At 46.5% G+C, this 3794-nt stretch carries 5 protein-coding genes; 4 read left to right on the forward strand and 1 reads right to left on the reverse strand.

From position 1 onward, the window contains the following. A partial coding sequence (locus AQR02_RS33505) for an alpha-amylase family glycosyl hydrolase (RefSeq protein WP_245237086.1) occupies window positions 1-666 on the forward strand: 666 nt, incomplete at its 5' end. Between the two features lie 58 nt (window positions 667-724). Here the strand turns inward: AQR02_RS33505 and AQR02_RS03815 are convergent. Beyond that, complete coding sequence (locus tag AQR02_RS03815; RefSeq protein WP_054939462.1) at window positions 725-1624, reverse strand: AraC family transcriptional regulator; 900 nt, start codon at window positions 1622-1624, stop codon at window positions 725-727. A gap of 130 nt (window positions 1625-1754) precedes the next feature. Here AQR02_RS03815 and AQR02_RS03820 point away from each other — a divergent pair, with 130 nt between their 5' ends. The 3 genes from AQR02_RS03820 to AQR02_RS35435 all read left to right on the forward strand — a co-directional run. Beyond that, window positions 1755-2804 (forward strand): Gfo/Idh/MocA family protein, encoded by a 1050-nt coding sequence (locus tag AQR02_RS03820; RefSeq protein WP_245237087.1) that lies wholly within the window; start codon window positions 1755-1757, stop codon window positions 2802-2804. Between the two features lie 15 nt (window positions 2805-2819). Further along, window positions 2820-3548, forward strand: a complete 729-nt coding sequence (locus AQR02_RS03825; RefSeq protein WP_054939463.1) for a ThuA domain-containing protein — start codon at window positions 2820-2822, stop codon at window positions 3546-3548. A gap of 97 nt (window positions 3549-3645) precedes the next feature. After that, on the forward strand, window positions 3646-3794 hold a 149-nt coding region (locus AQR02_RS35435; RefSeq protein WP_425339994.1), incomplete at its 3' end, for a sigma factor.

The following is a 3794-nucleotide window of genomic DNA, read 5'->3' on the forward strand; positions in this document are numbered from 1 at the left end:
TCCCGGTGGGGGGATGACAGGCAGTACCGTGTGCAGAGCGCGAAGATGTTCGCCATTCTGTTGCACTTAATGAAGGGCACACCTTATATTTATCAAGGTGAAGAGCTTGGAATGACTAATTATCCGGTTCAAGAGATCAGCGAAGTGAAGGATATAGAGAGCATCAATATGTATCATGAACGGCTTACAGGCGGATATGCCAAGGAAGAGATTATTCATTCCATTAATGCCAAGGGAAGAGATAATGCCCGGACACCGATTCAATGGGATGCTACTCCTAACGGGGGATTCACAACCGGAGAGCCATGGCTGCCTGTAAATCCGAATTATACAGAAATTAACATGAAGGCGAACCTGGAGGATCCGGATTCAGTGTTCCACTGCTATCGGAAGTTAATTGAACTGCGAAAGAACAATCCGATCGTTGTATGGGGTGATTTTGAACTGGTGACGGGTGTGCCGGATCAAGTGTTCATGTATTACCGTCGTTACGAAGGTCAGACTTGGCTGGTAACCGCCAATTTCAGCAGTGAGGCTGTGACGCTGGAGCTGCCCGGTTTCGGTCAAGCCGGGGAAATTATCATCGGGAGCTATTCCAGAGAAGACACCGAATTCGAACAATTGCAATTGCGGCCGTACGAGGCATTCGCCGTTAAACTTTTGTAGGCTTTAACCCCAGCCGGGGCAACATCGGGTAGACCTGATGCTGTCCCGGTTTTGTTCTTTAATGGGGTTCTTTTACCTGTCCCCGTATCTCTTTGTAATACTGAGAAGGTGTAACCCCAACAATCTTCTTAAACACTTTGCTGAAATAGAAAGGGTCGTCCAAACCAGTCAAATAGCCGATTTCACCCAAAGGCAGATGCGTAGCTTCAATCAGCTCTTTCGCATGATTGATCCTTACGCGGTTGACATAGCGCATGATGCTCTGACCTGTCAGCCTAGTGAAGACGCGGTTCAGATAGTCGTAATTGCAGTCAAATTCCTGCGCGATCCCCTGCCCGGTAATTTTGTCTGTATAATGCTCGTGAATATAGTCCAGAAGGGCATGGACTTTAATCAGGGGCTTGGTATTGCTGCCCTCATGATTTTGAAGTGCTGCAATGAAATGCTCTCTTGACACCTCGATAAGCCATTCGGTAAATTTCAGGGCAGTTAGTCCGCGGTTGAAATATTTTCTTCTATATAACATTAGCATTTCATTCATAGCCTGAAAAGAGAGAGACAGAACGTTTTTGGACAAAATGTAATGTTTGGGAAAGTGGCAAATAAAATGTTCCCCTTCGGTTTGCTGTGTTTCCTCCTCCAGAATGAAGCGCCTGGCCATCGTCAGCAAATCCCCTCCCTGAGCGGAGCTCATATCCGGATGTTCAAAGTGAATGAAGTAGTAATCGCAGACATGTTTTTCTGTTCCCTCATGCTCTATATTTGGCTCCAGTAAAAGGATATCTCCCTTTTTTAGAATATAGTGAGTACCATTCTCTGTAAGATGAAGTTCTCCGCTTTTGATGAAATAGAGGACATACTCGTTTGTTGTTCTTTTAAAATGAATCCAGGGCTGCTTGTAGGAAACGAATCCCATCAGTTTGATTCTCGGCAGCATTTCGGTATTTATAGCAAACACATTTACGCCCCCTTAAGGCAAATGGAAGGTAGTTTTTGTACAAAAAGGGTATCTTTCAGCCATGTTCGTTTATTCTAGCACAAACTATACTTTAAATGTGTTACAAACGATATTGATAAGAGGTAGGGTGGTGCGGTTGGCAAAACTGAAAGTCGGTGTAATTGGTCTTGGCGGCATATCAGACATGCATATTTCCGGACTTCTGGCAAATGAAGAAGCGGTCTTGTGGTCGATTTGTGATTGTAAGGAAGAAGTGCTGGCAAGCCGGGGAGAGCAGTATAAGATCCCCGAATCAAGAAGGTACTTGGATTATACAGAAATGCTGGCAGACCCTGAGCTTGAGGCTGTAAGTATCGGTACGCCCAACTATAACCATTATGAAATTGCCTGTGAGGCCATCAAGCAGCAAAAGCCGTTTGCTCTGGAGAAGCCGGTGACGCTTGATGCACGGGAAGCTGCCGCACTGCGTGATCTGCTGACTGAGACGGACTTACCACATATGATCTGTTTCAGTTACCGGTATAAGCCGGCGGTAAGGTATGCAAAATGGCTGATCGATCAAGGGAAATTAGGTGCAATTAAACATGTTTACGGCCAGTATTTGCAGGGCTGGGGGCTCAATGAGCAGGTTCCACTGGTCTGGAGATTCCGCAGGGAGCTGTCCGGCTCGGGCGCGCTTGGAGACCTGGGTTCCCATTTGCTCGATCTTCAGCGTTTTCTTGTAGGTAATGTGGAACGGGTAATGGCAGATGCCGGAACGATTATCAAGGATCGGCCTTTGCTTGACGGCGATGGGAAAGGAAAGGTAGATGTCGATGATTTCTGTCATGTGCTTGCCAGGCTTGACGGGGGTATTTCGTCTACGATGGCTATCTCCAGATTTGCATTCGGCCGGGGAAACTTTCAGCAGCTGGAAATCTTCGGGGATCGGGGAGCGGTGCTGTATAACCTGGAGGAAGAGGATGTTCTGCACGTTAAATTTGCTGAAGATGGCGATGAGGTATTCCGGAAAGTAGAGATACCTGCAGAATTTCAGGTGGATCAAATGACAGCTTTCATTAATCTGGTAAACGGACACGGTGACGGATACGATGCCACTATGGATGACGGCTATGTAAACCAGCATGCGATTGATTCAATCCTAGTCTCATTAAAGGAACAACGGTGGATTTTCATATAACAAGGGGGAAATATCATGTATACAATCAAAATCACAGTCTGGAACGAATATCGTCATGAAAGACACAATGAAGAAGTTAGAGCTGTATATCCGGAAGGGATTCATACGGTACTGGCCAATTATCTGAATACACAAGAAGATATGGAGGCACGAACGGCGGTTCTGGATGAACCGGAGCATGGATTGACCAGTGAAGTGCTGGAGCAAACGGACGTACTGCTATGGTGGGGACATTTGGCTCATGAAGAAGTAAGTGATGAAATTGTGGTTAAGGTGCGGCAAAAGGTGCTGAACGGCATGGGATTAATCGTGCTTCACTCTGGACATAATTCCAAAATATTTCATGCATTAATGGGTACCAATACAGGCGCCTTAAAGTGGCGTGATGACGGCGAGAAGGAGCGGATCTGGGTAATTGAACCGGGCCATCCAATCGCCAAGGGACTTGGAGAGTATATTGAGATTCCAAAGGAAGAAATGTATGGCGAACGTTTTGAGATTCCGGCACCCGATGAGCTTATCTTTATTTCCTGGTTCGAAGGCGGAGAAGTGTTCCGCAGCGGCTGCTGCTACAAGCGCGGACAGGGCAACATCTTTTACTTTAGACCAGGGCATGAGACTTTTCCGGTCTACCATCAGCCTGAGATTCTTCAAGTGATCAGCAATAGCGTCCGGTGGGCAGCCAAAAGCAGTCTTGCCAAAGTCTCATACGGGCGCGTTGCCCCGCTTGAGCTGATTCCCTAAAACGATAATAATTTTGAAGGCTCAAACCTGTTTTGGAAAAGTATCAACTTTATTCAGAATCGTTAGTACGCAGGTATGAACAAAAATCATTATCCTTTTGACATCGCCTCGTGTCCATAACCTCAAAAAATTCGACAACACAGGCGAGGACATGGAGGATCTCATATCCATCGGCACCATCGGGCTGATCAAAGCTATCGAGAGTTACCGTTCGAACAAAGGCACGAAGCTAGCGACTTTTGCCGC

Source organism: Paenibacillus ihuae (genome assembly GCF_001368795.1).
Taxonomy (GTDB): Bacteria; Bacillota; Bacilli; order Paenibacillales; family Paenibacillaceae; genus Paenibacillus_AQ; species Paenibacillus_AQ ihuae.